Below are 14274 nucleotides of genomic sequence, written 5' to 3'. Positions count from 1 at the left end.
CCTAATCGGCTACGGAGCGCCGTCCGGCTCGTCCGAATCATCCGGTACGAAATCGACGACGCCCCGCCGCATCGAGGACACGATCCGCCGAGCCGTGTTGCGGAGCTCGCCCGGGCCGGCGGCGTGGCCGACCTGGTCGGCGAAGTCGATCACCTGCCGGACCCAGCGGACGAAGTCGCCGGCGGTCAGCCCGGAGTCGGCCAGCACCTCCGCCAGCGGCCGGCCGGCGGCCCAGGCGAACGCGGCCTGGCTGAACCCGATGTCCGGCTCCGGTCCCGGCTCCAGCCGGGCGTCCCGCTCGGTCAGCGACACCTCGCGCCAGATCCGGCGCAGCTGGGTCATCGCGGCCTCGGTCCGGCTGTCCGGCATCCGCGGCCGGCGCACCCCGTCGTCACTGCGCCGCGCCTCGAACACCAGCGAGGCCAGCACGGCCGCCAACTGCGGATGGCTCAACCCGTCGAACACCCCGGCGCGGATGCACTCGGCGGCCACCAGGTCGAGCTCGCTGTAGATCCGGGCCAGCATCCGGCCCTCGTCGGTGACCTCGACGTTGTCGTCAGCGGACAGGTAGCCGAGCGACTGCAGCACCGAACAGATCCGGTCGAAGCGGTTGGCGATCGTGTTGGTCCGCGACGCCATCCGCCGCTCGGTCTGCGCGACCTCACGCTCCAGCCGGATCGCGCGCTCCGACCAGCGGGCGTGCGCCTCGCGGTCCGGGCAACTGTGGCACGGGTGGTGGCGCAGCTCCTCCCGCAGCTCGGTGATCTTGGCGGTCAGGTCGGGATCGGCCGGCGCCCGGTGCCGCTGCGGATCAAGATCGATCGTGGCCAGCTTGCTCCGCAACGCCGCGGCGAGGTTGCGCCGGGAGGCCGGCTCGCGCGGATTGAACTTCTTGCTGATCTTCATCCGCCCCGCGGCCCGGACCGGGGTCGGGAAGTCGACCAGGCTGAGCCGGCGCAGCTGCCGGTCCTCGGTCAGCACCAGCGGCCGCGGATCGGTCGACCCGCCACGGTCCCGGGTGCCCGGATCGATGATCAACGCCCAGCCCTGGGACCGGCCGTGCGGCACCCGGACCACGTCTCCGGGCTGCAAGATCAACAGCGACTCCAGGGCCTCGGCCCGCCGATCGGCCTTGCGGTTGCGGGCCAGCGCCGCCTCGGTCGCCGACACCTCCTCCCGCAGCCGAGCGTATTCGGCGAAGTCGCCGCGATCACACACGGCCGCCTGCCAGTAGCCGGTCACCGCCTCGGTGTTCTTGGCCAGGTTTCGGGCCCAGCCGACGACCGACCGGTCGGACTGGAACTGCGCGAACGACTGCTCCAGCAGGGTTCTGGCCCGATCGCGGCCGACCGCGCCGACCAGGTTCACCGCCATGTTGTACGTCGGCGCGAAGGACGACTTGAGCGGATAGGTGCGGCGCGACGCCAGACCGGCCAGGGCCCGCGGATCGAGCCCGGCCTGCCACAGCACGACGGCGTGGCCCTCGATGTCGATGCCGCGCCGGCCGGCCCGTCCGGTCAGCTGGGTGTATTCGCCGGGCGTGATGTCGGCGTGCGATTCGCCGTTGTATTTGACCAGCTTCTCCAGCACCACGCTGCGGGCCGGCATGTTGATCCCGAGCGCCAGGGTCTCGGTGGCGAAGACGACCTTGATCAGGCCGCGGACGAACGCCTCCTCGACACATTCCTTGTAGGCGGGCAGCATCCCGGCATGGTGGGCGGCGACACCGCGCTCCAGCGCCTCGGCGAACCGGCCATGATCAAGAGCGCGCAGGTCGGCCCCGCTGAGGCCGGAGACGTGCCGCTCCACGATCGCGGCGATCTCCCGACGCTCCTCGGTGTTGGTCAGCTTGATCCCCGACGCCAGCAGCTGGCCGACCGCCGCGTCGCAGCCGACCCGGGAGAAGATGAAGACGATCGCCGGCAGCAGCGCCTCGGCGTCCAGCCGTTCGACCAGGTCAGGCCGGCTGGGCGAGCTGCCTGATCGGCCGCCGCGCCGGCCCTGATCCTGACCGGTGAACCGCTGGTGCGCCGCTCCGCCGTAGCGGCCGCTGCCGTACCCGACGGTCTTCTTGCCCTTGCCGCTGCGACCGCGCGGCCGGCGCGAGTCGTCGCGGACCCGCCGGGTCTCGTCCCGGGCGATCTTGATCAGGTCCGGGTTGACCTCGGCCTTGCCCGGCTGTGGTGTGGCCTGCGCGGTCGGCGCGACGTCGGCGAAAAGATCATGGATCCGTTTGCCGACCATCACGTGCTGGAACAGCGGCACCGGACGACGCTCCGACACCACCACCTCGACGTCGCCGCGGACCTCGGCCAGCCACTCGCCGAACTCCTCGGCGTTGCTCACCGTCGCCGACAGGGCGATCACCTGGATCGACTCGGCGAGCCCGATGATCACTTCCTCCCAGACCGCGCCGCGGAACCGGTCGGCCAGGTAGTGCACCTCGTCCATCACCACGTAGCCGAGATTGTCCAGCGTGGCCGAGCGGGCGTAGATCATGTTCCGCAGCACCTCGGTGGTCATCACCACCACCGGCGCCTCGGAGTTGATCGACGTGTCGCCGGTCAGCAGGCCCACCGAGGTGGCACCGTAGCGGCGCACCAGGTCGGCGTACTTCTGGTTCGACAGGGCCTTGATCGGCGTGGTGTAGAAGCACTTGCGGCCCTGCTGCAGGGCCAGGAAGACCGCGAACTCGCCGACGATCGTCTTGCCGGCGCCGGTCGGCGCCGCCACCAGCACGCCCGAACCCGCCTCCACGTGCGCGCAGGCGTCCCGCTGGTAGTCGTCGAACTCGAAGCCGTATCCGTCGGCGAATTCCGTGACCAGCGGACTGAGTTGCCGCTGCCGAAACCTCGCGTACGCCGCGGCCGGGTCTGAACTCGCCTGCTCCATGTCGTCGCCCACGCTACCAACCGGACCCGAGGCTCGTGCCGAGTCGTGACACGGTACGGCTTCGGCGCGTCGGGCGAGGGTCACCCGGCTTAGGGTGGAAGCGGAGGTGGCGCCATGACCGAGTTCGTCTACTGCCGGCAGGTGACCCTGCTGCCCACCTTCTGGCCGGCGCAGCCGGTGGAGCTGCCGCACGACGCCGATGCGCTGCACCTGAGCACCCTCTATTACGCGCTCAGCCCGCGGGAACACTCCGGCTTCGACGACCACCGGCTCGAGGCCTCGATGGCCGACATCGGGCGCTGGCGTACGGCGTCGTCCCGGCTGGTGCAGGATCTGGCCCGGATCGACTGGCGGTCTCGCCGGTGGCGCGGCGCCAATCCGCGGATGGCGGCCCGCTGGGACGCCTGCCGCCGCTTCGCCGAGGCGGCCGGCGACCTGAGCGAACGGCTGTCGGAGCGGCACCGGTCGCAGTACGAGCACCAGGAGCGGGCGGCGGCCGCGTTGCGCCGGATGGCGATGATCGCGGCCGTGCACGGGGCGCCGGTCTGGCGCTTCCACCGGCACTTCTGCCAGGACCCGTCGCTGGGCCGGCAGGCCTCGATCATGGACCTGGCCATCGACGCGCTCGACCCGTGTGATCACCAGGTCGACGGCGAGGTCGAGTTGAGCTTCGACCAGCTGAACGCCGCGTTCGAGCGGGTCCGGGCCGGGGATCCGTACGTCGAGGTCGGCTGGAGCTCACAGACCAGCCGGGCCCTGGGCGAGTGGTCCGGCGCGGCCGACGTGCGCCACGCCTGGCAGCAGCTGACCGGCTTCGAGTTTCCCGAGCCCGAACCGCGGCCGCAGCCGCCGCGGAGCACCGGCAAGGCGAGCTACAGTCCGCCGATCACCGACTACGGCATCACCACGTTCTGAGCTACGCTCGGGAGGCGCGGTGACTGGCGCACCCGGGAGTCCACCCGAGGGAAGCCGCGCGAGGCAGTGCACCCGATGCCGTCCGCCTGGGCATCCGGATCGAGATCATTCGACCCGGAAGGACACCGCCCATGACGATCACCCAGCCCACCGTCACGCCGTTGGCCGCGACCGATCCCGAGCTCGCGAACCTGATCACCGCCGAGGAACAGCTGCAAGCCAGCACGCTGCGGCTGATCGCCAGCGAGAACTACGTCTCCGGCGCCGTGCTCGCGGCGACCGGCACCGTGCTGCAGAACAAGTACAGCGAGGGCTACCCGGGCCGTCGCTACTACGAGGGCCAGCAGGTGATCGATCAGGTCGAACGGCTGGCGATCACCCGGGCGACCTCGCTGTTCGGGATGGACCACGCGAACGTCCAGCCGTACTCCGGCTCGCCGGCCAACCTCGCGATCTACCTGGCCTTCGCCGAGCCGGGCGACACCGTGCTCGGGATGAGCCTGCCGATGGGCGGCCATCTCACCCACGGCTGGAACGTCTCGGCGACCGGCCGCTGGTTCCGCGGCGTCGGGTACGGGGTCGGCCGGGACGGGCGAATCGATCTTGATCAGGTCCGCAGCCTGGCGCTGGCCGAGCGGCCCAAGATCATCTTCTGCGGCGGTACGGCGATCCCGCGGATCATCGACTTCGCCGGCTTCGCCGAGATCGCCGCCGAGTGCGGCGCCGTGCTCGCGGCCGACATCTCGCACTTCGCCGGCCTGGTCGTCGGCGGGGTCCATCCGTCGCCGGCCGGCCACGCGCCGGTCGTGATGACGACCACGCACAAGACCCTGCGCGGGCCCCGCGGCGCGATGCTGCTCTGCGACGCCGAGCACGCCAAGACCATCGACCGCGCCGTCTTCCCCGGCCTGCAGGGCGGCCCGCACAACCACACCACGGCGGCCATCGCGGTCGCCCTGCAGGAGGCGGCCCAGCCCGACTTCGCCCGCTATGCCCGGGCCGTGGTCGACAACGCCAAGGCGCTGGCCGAGCAGCTGCTGGCCCGCGGCTACGACCTGGTCTCCGGCGGCACCGACACCCATCTGATCTTGATCGACCTGACCAACACCGAGCTCGGCGGCAAGCCGGCGGCGAAGGCGCTGGACCGGGCCGGCATCGTCGCCAACTACAACACGGTCCCGTTCGATCCGCGGAAGCCGTTCGATCCCTCGGGGCTGCGGATCGGCACCCCGGCGATCACCAGCCGCGGTCTCGGCGTCGCCGAGATGGCCACGGTCGCGGAGTGGATCGACCGGGTGATCACCGCGGCCCGGGCCGGGGACGAGGAAACGATCATCGCCGTCCGCCGCGAGGTGGCCGAGCTGATGGCCCACTTCCCCACCCCGACCGGGGACTGAGCCGGCGGCGCACCGACCCGGACCCGCGCCCGGCCCGATCGACTACGCTCCCCGCTGTGGGCGCCTTGACGATCGGCCGCGGCCGGGTCACCGCGACGATCATGATCATGTCGCTGATCGCCGGTGGCCTGGCCGGTTGCGCGCCGGCGCCGTCCGGCGGCGCGACTCCATCGGGCCGCGGCGCACCGCCGACGACGGCCGCACCCTCCGCGTCCGCCCGGCCGTCGGCCCCATCCCCACCGTCGAGCCCGCCCCCGCCGTCGACCCCGCCTCCGCCGTCGGGCTCGGTCACACCGTCCGACCCGTCGCCCCGCCCCAGCCCGTCGGCATCGGGATCACCGGAGCCCGGGCCGGCTGATCCGCGGTGGCGCTTCTTCAGCAAGGACAAGACCCGCTATCGCTCGGCCTGGTTCGACGGCGCGCACCGGATCATGATCCCGTTCGGCTGCACCGCGGCGCCGTACTATTCGGCCGACGACCGCTGCGACGATGATCGCGGCTTCCACCACGGCATCGATGTCGCGCTGCCCTGCGGCACCCCGATCCGAGCCGGCGTCGCCGGGACCGTGATCGACCCGAGCCGGCCCGGTTCCCCCGGCGCCGCGTACGGCTCGAAGGCGTTTCGACTCAGGGTCGCGACGGACGACGGACGGGTCGACGTGCTGATCGCGCACGCGCGCTCGGTCAAGGTCCGTCCGGGCGACCGGGTCCGGCGCGGCGAGGTGATCGCCGAGACCGGCGACCTCGGCGCCCCCGACGGCTGCCACCTGCACTTCGAGCAACGCGCCACCGACGGCGGTCTCAGCACCGCCACCAACCCCGCCCGCCTCCTCGCCCTCCGCGCCGGGTAGCCCAACTCCAGCCGAGTTGTCAGAAGTGAGTTGCCCTATGACACAACTCAGTTCTGACAAGTCGGTTTCAAGGGGCGAAGACCGGCAGGGCCGCGGGTTGGATGCGGGCGGTCAGTGGGGTGGCGCCGAGGAGTTCGCCGTCGCCGAAGGCCACCAGGCCGGGGCCGTCGACCTCGATCTCGCGGGCGTGCAGCCGTTCCACGCACGGGTCGGAGACGAACTCGCCGGTGTAGAGCTTGGGCAACAGCCGGAGCAACCGGAATCGGCTCACGGGATGGATGATCGTCAGATCCAGCAGGCCGTCCCGCGGATCGGCGTCCGGGCAGATCCGGATCCCGCCGCCGTAGCAGCAGGTGTTGCCGACGGCGACCAGCATCGCGTCAAGATCACGCTGCTCACCGTCGATGGTCAACTGGTAGCGCAGCGGGGAGAAGACCCGGAGCTCGGCCAGCGTGGCCAGCGGATAGCGGGCCGCGCCCTTGGGGAAGGCCAGCGCGTTGGCCCGCCGGTTGACCATGGCGTCGAAGCCGGTGGCGAGCACGGTGCCGATCCGGCGACCGGCCACCTCGATCACGTCGACCAGGTCGCGTTTGCCGGCGACGATCAGCCGGGCGGCGCCGATCGCGTCGTTGGCCGCCAGCCCCAGGCCGCGGCACAGGTCGTTGCCGGTGCCGGCGGGGATCATGGCCAGGCTGATCGAGGAGTCACCGGCGGCGTAGCGTTCGGCCACCGCGTTGAGTCCCAGGTGGAGCATCCCGTCGCCACCCATCACGGCGACGATGCCGCCGTCGGCGGCGGCGGATTCGATCATGGAGCGGGCCTCGGCGTAATCCCGGCTGAGCAGGATCCGCAGCTCGAGCCCGCCGTCGCGCAGACAGCCGGCAACCTGCGGCAGCAGTTCTTGGGCCCGCCCCTTACCGGAGGACGGATTGACGACCAGCGTGACGCGGCGCCCGGTCAACGCCGCGATTCACTTCTTCTTGGTGTCGCCATCGGGACCATCGAGTTCGGCGTCGACCTCGGCTTCGAGAGCTTGAAGCGCGGCATCGTCATCCACGCTGTGGTCGACCCCGTCGCTGTCCTTGTTCAATCGCCCCTTACGCCGGTCGAGCGCGTAGGCAAGCACCTCGGACAAGATCACCAGCGCGGTCATCGGCAGCGCCAGCAGCAGCATCGTGAACGCGTCCGGCGTCGGCGTGGCGATCGCGGCGAAGACGAACATCGCGAAGATGATGTACGACCGGTACTTCGAGATCATCTTCGCCGGCAGCACTCCGACCACGTTCAACATCACAATGAACAACGGCACTTCGAACGCAAGGCCGAAGATCACCATCAACCGGACCATGAAGCCGAGGAAGTCCTGCAACGACTGCAGGTTGGTGAGTTGCGCCTCGGCCGGCGTGAAGGTGACCAAGATCGAAATCGCGCGGGGAAGGATCACGTACGCCATGCTGATGCCGAGGAAGAACAGCGGGACTGCCGCGCCGACGACGATCAGGCTCCACTTCTTCTCCTTGGCCAACAGCCCAGGCACGATGAACGCCCACACCTGATAGAGCCAGACCGGCGACGACACAACCAGGCCGGCCAAGCCGGCGATGGCCAGGGAGATGGTGAAGGGTGCAGTGGCGCCGCTCAGCACGAGTTCGTTCTTGATGTCCGGCCGAGTCACCTTGGCCAGTTCCATCGCCTCGTAATACGGGTGCGTCAGCAGATTGAACAGCCAACCGTTGAAGACGAAGCAGATGATCGAGGCTGCAAGAATCGCGATGACACAGATGACGAGCCGATAACGCAGTTCGGCCAAGTGCTCGAACAGCGTCATCGACCCGTCGGCCGCCGCTGGTTTGGGCGGCTTGAGCCAGTTCAGATTGAACTGGCTCGGCCGCCACTTGATGGACAACGCCACGTCAGCAGCGCTTGATCAGGCGTCTTTGCGGAGTTCGCTGTTGGTCGGCTCGGCCATCGGCTTCTGAGCCCGATCGGCCTCCAACTCAGCGGCTGCACGCGCGTCCGTGCCGGGCTTCTCCTCGCCCTTCTCCTCATCGGACTTGCCGCGCAGCCCCGAAGTCTCCTCCTTGAACTCCTTGAGCGCGCGTCCGGTGCTCTTACCGAGCCCGGCCAGCCGCGAACCCCCGAAGAGCAGGACCACGATGACCAGAATGATGATCAACTCGGTGGGCCCGAGGGGAAATGCCAGTGGGGTCATGATTTCCTCTTTCCGTCCGTGGATGCTTCACGTTGTCTGTGACGCCTGCCACGCCTCTGATCGTCATCTTACGTCGTCGGCACCCGACGGCGCGGAACCAGGTCTGGATCGTGATCAGGCAGGATCAGCTCGCCGGAGAGGACGCTGTCGCGACCGTCCGGGACCTGAATCCGGCTGAGCAGCTCGGCACCCTGACCCGCCCGCTCCCCCAGCACCCTGAGTTCGGCGAACACGTCCGAGGCCTTGTGCGCCAGCCAGACGGCGAAGCAAACCAGCATGACCAGGCCCCCGACGGCTATTCCGATGAAGATCCACGGCCACGGCACGCGCCAACCCTAATCCACGACCGCCGGCGTTGGGAGGGGGTCCGCCCAGTCGGCGTTTCGGCGTTCGCCTCCGACACCGGCCACCGGTTCCAAACGCCGTGTGACCGACATCACGGCACCGCCGAAGGGCATCATGGCGGTCAGTTTGGCCGGGTAGTCGCGGCCGAATTGACCGCTATCTCGGGTTGGGATCAGGCGAACAGAGCTTCGTACTGGGCCAACGCTTCCTGCGCCGCCTCGGCCGCCGAATGACCGGCATCCCGGGGCGCCACCACCCGGGCGCCGCCGCCCAGCCGGAGCAGCAGACCACGCAACCAGGCCGGATCGGTGACGCGGAGGGTCACGGTCGCACCGCCGCCGTCCCGCGGCACCACCGACTCGGTCGGGTAGTACTCGGCGATCCAGGTCGCCCACGGCTTCAGCTCCAGGGTGACCATCGGCGCGTCCTTGAGCGCGTCGAACCAGCCGACGGAGAGATCCTTGAGCACCGCCCCGGGATGATCATCGGCGTCGACCTCGGTCACCTCGACCGCCGCGATCCGGTCCAGCCGGAACGTCCGCAAGCCCCCCGCCGAATGGCACCAGGCGTCCAGATAGCCGTACCCCTCGAGCACGAACACCCGCAGCGGATCGACCATCCGGCGCGTCGTCTCGGCCCGGGAGGCCACGTCGTAGGTCAGATCGAGCCGTTTGTGCTCCCGCAGCGCCTCGCCGATCCGGTCCTGGATCTCCTCCCGGGCGGCGGTGACCGTGACGCTGGCCCGCTCCGACGGGGTGACACTGCCGGACGCCGCCTCGAGCTTCACCAGCGCGCTGTCGATCGCCCGCCGGTCGCGGCCGGCCACCACCTCGCGCAGCGTCCGCAACGCCAGCACCAGCGCCAGCGCCTCGTCGGCGGTCAGCCGCAGCGGCCGGGTCAGGTAGTCGGCGTTGGACAGGTGGATCACGCCCTCGCCGTCCACCGCGTCCATGTCGATCTCGATCAGGTCGCCGGGCATCAGGCCCGGCATGCCGCACATCCAGAGCACGTTCAGGTCGCCGCGCAGCGTCGCCTCGCTGACATTGAACGCCGCCGCGACCTCGGTCAGCGACACCCCGTCGTGTTCCCGCAGGTACGGCACCAGGCTGAGCAGCCGGCGGACCTGATTCTGCGACGTGTTGGTGGTCATCGGACGACCTCCGCCTCGCGCACCGTGCCGACGACCGCGGTCAACTGGTCGATCACGGCCTGCCGCAACTCGATCGGCTGCACCACCACGACGTCCGCCGCGTACCGGGCGATCTCCTCGGCCAAGCTGCCGACCTCGGTGTAGCCGACCCGGAACACCGCGAACCCGCCCGGCAGCTCGACCCCGGCCGCGGCCGCTTCGATCGGCTCGGCCCGCCGCGCCAGGGCCGGCGCCTTGCCGGAGCGGATCGCCACCACCGCGGACGCGGTCGGTTCGGCGGGAGCCAGCGACCGGGCCAGCGAACGGAGGTCAAGATCATCCGGCACCTGGTAGGCGCCGGGCTTGGAGACCCGCTTCGGCAGATCACTGATCCGGGACAGCTTGAACATCCGGGTGCCGTTCCGGTCGATGTCCCGGCCGATCACGTACCAACGGCCCTTGGTCGACGTCAGTCCCCACGGTTCGAGCGTCCGCTTCGCCCCGTTGCGATAGGTGAACGACATCCGGATCCGTTGCAGGACAGCGTTCCAGAGCGGCTCGAACGCAGGCTCCTGCGCCTGCACCGACGGCTCCAGCGACGCCAACTGCGACGTGTCCGGCTCGATCCCGGCGGCGCGCAGCTTCGCGATCGCGCTCATCGTCGACTCCGCCACCGAGGCGTGCTGCCAGACCCGGGCCGCGACCCCGACCACAGCGGCCTCCTCGGCGGTCAGGTCGATCGGCGGCAGTTCGAACTCCGACGGCCGGATCCGGTAGCCCGGCTCGTCGTCGAACAACGCCTCGAAGCTGCCGACCTCGATCGGCACCCCCAGTGCCCGCAACTCGTCCTTGTCCCGCTCGAACGTCCGCTCGAACGCCGCGTCACTCAACCCGTGGTACGCCTCGACGGCCTCCCGGATCTGGCCCTTGGAGACGAACCGGCCGGACACCAGCAGGCAGATGGTGAGGTTGAGGATGCGCTCGGTCTTGCGGGTGGTCATGGGGGTATCGCGTCACCTTAGTTCGAATACCCGTGCGATTGACGGGACTGGAACGCTACCAGAGTTCCTGACCGGAATCGGGTCGACACCGGCGAATGATTCGGCGATCGGTCACGGGCCTCGCACGGCACGCAACGCTCGAATGTTCGTTCCCTGAGCCCGCCGAAGGGCAGGCCCGGTGATCCCTTTGACGTCACGATGAAATCGGCGCGATCGCGTCCGCCCTTCGACAGGCTCAGGGAACGAACATTCCAGCGTCCCACCGCCTCAACTGGACAAGGTCACCGTGAATTGGCCGAAGTGTGCGGTCCCGGAGCGGCCGGAGCCGAACGGGGCCGTGGCGAAGAGGCCGAGTTCGGCGCCGATCCAGCGGCCGGCGGTGGCGGTGAAGGTTATGTCCGACCGGCGCCACGGCTCGGCTCCGGGGCGCCAGGCGAAGCGGCACGTGGCGTCCTCGGCGCAGTCGACCCGGATCGAGACGCGATCGCCGGGGAGCGGCTCCGGCGCGGCCAGCGGCTCCTCGATCGGGCTCGGCCCGCCTTGCCGGCAGACCAGACGTGGTCCGTCCGGGCCGATCTCCAGGCCGATCCACGCGTAGCGCTCCCCCAGCACGACCAGCCCGGCCCGGGCGCCCGGCTGATCCGGGTCGAGGTGCAGCTCGACCGTGGTGCTGCTGGGCCGGCCGGGCAGGGTCTGGCCGAGCACTCGGGGCAGGTCGCGCAGGTTGCCGGGGTCGTCGCCCAGCACGGGCAGCAAGAGCAGGCCGTCGCCGCGCAGCTCGGCCCAGTCGTCGGCCGGGTTGGCCTGCCAGTGCCACTGCGGGCCCAGCGTGGTGCCGGTGAAATCGTCGGTCCGGCTCGGCTCGTCGCTGCCGGCCGCCGATGGGCGCGGCATCGGATGCTGCCGGACCGGCTCGCCCGGTCCGGACCCGGTCGGCCGGCCCAGCTCGGGCCAGCCGTCGGCAGCCCAGCGCAACGGTTGCAGATGCACCACCCGGCCGTACGGGCCCCGGTCGGAGAAGTGCACGAACCAGTCCTCGCCCGCCGGGGTGTCGACCCAGGCGCCCTGGTGCGGGCCGTTGATGTCGGTGCTGCCCCGGGCCAGCACGATTCGATCTTGATACGGACCCCAGACCGACCGGGACCGGAACACCGACTGCCAGCCGTCCGCCACCCCACCGGCCGGAGCGAAGATCCAGTACCAGCCGTCGCGGCGGTAGAACTTCGGTCCCTCCAGTGTCCGGTAACCGGGAAGTTGATCACCGTCGATCACCGTCCGGCTCGGGCCGAGCACCGTCGTCCCGTCCGGGGCCAGCGGACACACCGACAGCCGGTTGTTGATCCCGGCCCGGCTCTTGGCCCAGCCGTGCACCAGATAGGCCCGGCCGTCGTCGTCCCACAGCGGGCACGGATCGATCAGACCCCGGCCGGGATAGACCAGGTGCGGAGCCGACCAGGGACCCTCGGCCCGCTCGGCGTTGATCATGAAGATCCCGTGATCGGGGTCGGGATAGAAGATCCAGAACCGGCCGGCGTGGTGCCGCAGCGCCGGGGCCCAGACGCCGGACCCGTGCCGCGGCAGCCGGTAGTGATCGTACGGCGGCACGGCGGGCAGGGCGTGCCCGATCGGCCGCCAGTGCACCAGATCGGTCGAGGTGAGCAACGGCAGGCCCGGCGCCCGGTTGAAGCTCGATGCCACCAGATAGAAGGTGTCGCCGACCCTGATCACGTCCGGGTCGGGCCAGTCGGCGTCCAGGATCGGGTTGTGATAGTTGATCATGCTTCGCCCGCCCGGACGACCGACCTGATCAGGAACTCGGGGTCGGTGTGCCAGCCGTCGATGATCACGCAGGTCAATCGGCAGTGGAGGCGTTCGTCGATCCGCAGTCGCAGCGGCGCTTCGGTCGCGGGAGCCGGCCCGCAGCCCACATAGCCGCTGTCCCGGACGAACCACGGATCGCGACTGCCCGGCTCGCTCAGCACCACCGTGCCGGACCGGCCGTCCGGGCCGGCGTGCCGGACCACCAGCCAGGTGGCCCGGTGGCCGTGGATCACGTCGGCGCCATCGCCCAGCGGGCTGCTCACCTCGGTCCGCCCGTCGGCCGGGAAGCGCCAGAAGATGCCGCCGTAACCGGCGCCGGGTCGGCCGTTGACCGCGGGTGAGGCGATCCGCAGCGCCCGCCGCGCCCGCAGTTCGCTGGCCCAGTGCAACACCCAGCCGTCGTGATCAAGCGGCCGGGCGCTGATCGTCCGCTGTTCGGTGATCAACTCCGCGCCGGCCGGATCGGTCCAGGCCAGCTCCTCCTCGATCCGGTCCGGCCCGGCCGTGATCATCCGGCGACGCTGGCGGCCGTGGTTGTCCAGCGGCACCGATCCGCGGCCCCGGACGTAGGTCCGGCCGCCCCAGAAGTCGGTCCCGTCGACATCGGCCACGGCCAGCGAGAGACCCAGGTGGTGCCGGTGGTCGGCCGGCTGTTCACCGGTCAGCACCAGCCCCGACCGGGTGCGGACCGGATGCAGGGACGGGCGCGGCGACAGGACCTCGGGCAGGTCGTCGCCCGGCCGGTAGTCGGCCACCGTCGCACCGTCGATGATCAACGAGCTCGTCGCCGATCCGCTCACTTGAGTCCCGTCGTCGCGATGCCCTTCACCAGATACTTCTGGCCGGCGATGAAGAAGCCGATGATCGGCGCCAGCGACACCACCGACATGGCGAACATCTGGCCCCAGGAGCTCTGCCCCTCAGAGTCGATGAACTGGCGCAGTGCCAGCGGCACCGTGTACAGCTCGGAGTCGGTCAGGTAGAGCAGCGGGGAGAAGAACTCGTTCCAGCTGGAGATGAAGGTGAAGATCGCGGTGGTCGCGAACGCCGGGGTGCACAGCGGCACGATGATCCGCCAGAAGGTACGGAACGAGCCGCAGCCGTCCAGCCGCGCCGCGTCGTCGAGCTCCCGCGGCAGCGCCCGCATGAACTGCACCATCAGGAAGATGAAGAACGCGTTGCTGGCCAGGAAGTTGGGCACCACCAGCGGCAGGTAGGTGTTCAGCCAGCCCAACTGGGAGAACAGGATGTACTGCGGGATCAGCAGCACGTGCCCGGGCAGCATCAGCGTGCCGAGCATCAGGGCGAAGAAGAACTTGCGACCCGGGAAGTCGAGCCGGGAGAACGCGTACGCCGCCATCGCACAGGACAGCAGATTGCCGACGATGGTCAGTGCCGCGATGATCAACGAGTTCACCAGATAGAGATCGAACGGATACTGCAGCGCGTTCCAGCCGGCCAGATAGTTGTCCAGCCGCCAGTCGGTGGACCACAGCCCGAGGTTGGTGAAGATCTCCGTGTCCGGCTTGAACGAGCTGGACAGCATCCAGAGCAGCGGATACATCATCACCGCACCGATGGCACAGAGCAGCACGTGCCGGAAGAACCGAGTGCCCCGGGTGCTGCCCAACCGCTCGACGTGAGCCAGGTCGGTGTCCGGCCGGCGGGTCTGCGCCCGCGGCTCCTTGATCATGATCGTGGACATGGCAGC

The 14274-nt window shown here is 70.0% G+C and carries 13 protein-coding genes and 1 riboswitch; of the genes, 3 read left to right on the top strand and 10 right to left on the bottom strand.

The features are described 5' to 3' along the window. Positions 1-9: 9 nt before the first annotated feature. On the bottom strand, positions 10-2892 hold the full coding sequence (locus FNH24_RS24575; RefSeq protein WP_152365067.1) for a DEAD/DEAH box helicase: 2883 nt from the start codon (positions 2890-2892) through the stop codon (positions 10-12). Positions 2893-3006: 114 nt separating this feature from the next. Between FNH24_RS24575 and FNH24_RS24570 the strand changes: the two genes are divergently transcribed. From FNH24_RS24570 to FNH24_RS31590, 3 genes are all read left to right on the top strand, one after another. Beyond that, entirely contained in the window at positions 3007-3807 is an 801-nt protein-coding gene (locus FNH24_RS24570; protein WP_152364856.1) for a hypothetical protein, read from the top strand. A gap of 9 nt (positions 3808-3816) precedes the next feature. After that, positions 3817-3906, top strand: a riboswitch (ZMP/ZTP riboswitch). 32 nt (positions 3907-3938) lie between these two features. Continuing rightward, the gene (locus FNH24_RS24565) at positions 3939-5204 is read left to right on the top strand and encodes a serine hydroxymethyltransferase (RefSeq protein ID WP_152364855.1); all 1266 of its coding nucleotides are present in this window, start codon (positions 3939-3941) and stop codon (positions 5202-5204) included. Positions 5205-5260: 56 nt separating this feature from the next. Then, complete coding sequence (locus tag FNH24_RS31590) at positions 5261-6055, top strand: M23 family metallopeptidase (RefSeq protein ID WP_161606297.1); 795 nt, start codon at positions 5261-5263, stop codon at positions 6053-6055. A gap of 67 nt (positions 6056-6122) precedes the next feature. Here FNH24_RS31590 and FNH24_RS24550 read toward each other — a convergent pair whose 3' ends face one another. From FNH24_RS24550 to FNH24_RS24510, 9 genes are all read right to left on the bottom strand, one after another. Then, positions 6123-7016, bottom strand: coding sequence for a diacylglycerol/lipid kinase family protein (locus FNH24_RS24550; RefSeq protein ID WP_246187050.1), 894 nt, complete (start codon positions 7014-7016; stop codon positions 6123-6125). 9 nt (positions 7017-7025) lie between these two features. Further along, entirely contained in the window at positions 7026-7967 is a 942-nt protein-coding gene (gene tatC / locus FNH24_RS24545) for a twin-arginine translocase subunit TatC (protein ID WP_152364851.1), read from the bottom strand. 15 nt (positions 7968-7982) lie between these two features. Next, a complete protein-coding gene (tatA, locus tag FNH24_RS24540) occupies positions 7983-8267 on the bottom strand; it encodes a twin-arginine translocase TatA/TatE family subunit (protein WP_152364850.1) in 285 nt (94 codons plus the stop codon). A gap of 68 nt (positions 8268-8335) precedes the next feature. Next, positions 8336-8593: a hypothetical protein gene (locus tag FNH24_RS24535; RefSeq protein WP_152364849.1), complete on the bottom strand. Its 258-nt coding sequence runs from the start codon at positions 8591-8593 to the stop codon at positions 8336-8338. A gap of 191 nt (positions 8594-8784) precedes the next feature. Continuing rightward, positions 8785-9762, bottom strand: coding sequence for a helix-turn-helix transcriptional regulator (locus FNH24_RS24530; protein ID WP_152364848.1), 978 nt, complete (start codon positions 9760-9762; stop codon positions 8785-8787). Next, entirely contained in the window at positions 9759-10742 is a 984-nt protein-coding gene (locus tag FNH24_RS24525; protein ID WP_152364847.1) for a helix-turn-helix transcriptional regulator, read from the bottom strand. The genes FNH24_RS24530 and FNH24_RS24525 overlap by 4 nt, the downstream gene beginning before the upstream one ends. Positions 10743-11009: 267 nt before the next feature. Beyond that, the gene (locus FNH24_RS24520) at positions 11010-12521 is read right to left on the bottom strand and encodes a glycoside hydrolase family 43 protein (protein WP_152364846.1); all 1512 of its coding nucleotides are present in this window, start codon (positions 12519-12521) and stop codon (positions 11010-11012) included. Continuing rightward, complete coding sequence (locus tag FNH24_RS24515) at positions 12518-13363, bottom strand: DUF6807 domain-containing protein (protein WP_161606296.1); 846 nt, start codon at positions 13361-13363, stop codon at positions 12518-12520. Before FNH24_RS24515 ends, FNH24_RS24520 begins: the two co-directional genes overlap by 4 nt. After that, a complete protein-coding gene (locus FNH24_RS24510) occupies positions 13360-14268 on the bottom strand; it encodes a carbohydrate ABC transporter permease (RefSeq protein ID WP_246187049.1) in 909 nt (302 codons plus the stop codon). Before FNH24_RS24510 ends, FNH24_RS24515 begins: the two co-directional genes overlap by 4 nt. Positions 14269-14274: the final 6 nt, after the last annotated feature.

Source organism: Microlunatus speluncae, assembly GCF_009299835.1.
Classification (GTDB): Bacteria; Actinomycetota; Actinomycetes; order Propionibacteriales; family Propionibacteriaceae; genus Microlunatus; species Microlunatus speluncae.
Note: the sequence above shows the minus strand (reverse complement) of the source record. Positions and strands in the feature narration are given on the sequence as shown.